General features: G+C 65.1%; 2 protein-coding genes. Both read left to right on the forward strand.

Annotated features, from left to right (window positions below; all coding sequences use genetic code 11):
• The first annotated feature begins 423 nt into the window (after positions 1 to 423).
• The gene (locus tag BN2503_RS18960) at positions 424 to 687 is read left to right on the forward strand and encodes a helix-turn-helix transcriptional regulator (RefSeq protein ID WP_008648927.1); all 264 of its coding nucleotides are present in this window, start codon (positions 424 to 426) and stop codon (positions 685 to 687) included.
• Between the two features lie 11 nt (positions 688 to 698).
• Complete coding sequence (locus tag BN2503_RS18965) at positions 699 to 1031, forward strand: hypothetical protein (RefSeq protein ID WP_054258135.1); 333 nt, start codon at positions 699 to 701, stop codon at positions 1029 to 1031.
• Positions 1032 to 1170 lie beyond the last annotated feature (139 nt).

Genomic DNA, 1170 nt, shown 5'->3' on the forward strand with positions numbered 1-1170 from the left:
CAATGGATGAAACCGACCACGGTTTGACGCCACGAATCGCAGATTTGAAAGTGAACAGGAAAGTCAATGAAATCAACGATCTACCAACACCACCTCCGCGCCAGTGCTAGCTTTTCGTACCGTCACTTATTGCACTGAAAACGAGGAGACCCCTCTTCGCCTTCGAGCCAGCCGCGGCGCGACAGGTGCCGGCACACGCGATGCGCGATGGTGTTGGCGAGCTGCGTCAGTTGCGCCGATGTGGGCCGCTGACCATCCCCCTGTCCCCAAGAACGGCGAGCCGCGTGCTCGCCGTTTTGGCATGGACGCGTGCGGATTGGCGAACCCGAAGTTTGCGCGTGGTTCGCCATTCGGTCCCTCCAAGGTTCGCCACCCGAAGCCTGCAATGACACCTGTTCCTCAACAGCGTCATAGGAGGCTTCCATGCCGACAACGGCAAGCACCATCACCCGGTCGCCGGTCGATGCGATCAACGGTCTGTCTCCCGGCGATCGTCGGGTCCTCAACGAGAACGAGCTCGCGCAGCGCTGGGGGCTGAGCCCCAAGACCCTGCAGCGCTGGCGCAGCGAAGGGCGGGGCCCGCGCTACCTGAAGCTGTCCAAGCGCGTCAGCTACCCCCTGGAGTCGGTCATCGAGTTCGAGCGTGGCGCCCTGCACGACTCGACCTCCGAGCGCGCGGCGCGCTGAAGGGGGATGCGATGAGCGATTTGACCCTCTACCCCGCCGACATCGCCGCGATGTCCGTCGGCCAGCTGGCCGCGCTGCCGCCCGCCCAGAAGGCGGAGATCAGCCGCAACCTCGACGAAGCGCTCGCCTGGCTCAAGCAGGCCCGCGCGAAGTTCGACGCCGCGCTGGAGGCCGCCTACGGCGAGCAGGCCCGTGCTGCACGCCTCGAGGCCGGCAAGGACTTCGGCGTCGTGCACCTGAAGGACGGGCTGCTTCGCGTGACGGTCGATGTCCCGAAGCGCGTGTCCTGGGACCAGGCGCAACTGGCCGCCATCGCCCGGCGCATCGCCGCCGCCGACGGATAGGAAATTCAACCGCATGAGGCCAAGTATGGCACGAGTTTTGGGCCTCGAAACACGTTCGGCCAAGGAAGGTTGAGCGCTCGCTTGCCGCTCAATGGCAAGAGCTTGGGAGGCAGTATGCATTTGGGCCTGGCGCGCGCGC

Origin of the sequence: Paenacidovorax caeni (assembly GCF_001298675.1) — a bacterium.
Lineage (GTDB): Bacteria > Pseudomonadota > Gammaproteobacteria > Burkholderiales > Burkholderiaceae_C > Paenacidovorax > Paenacidovorax caeni.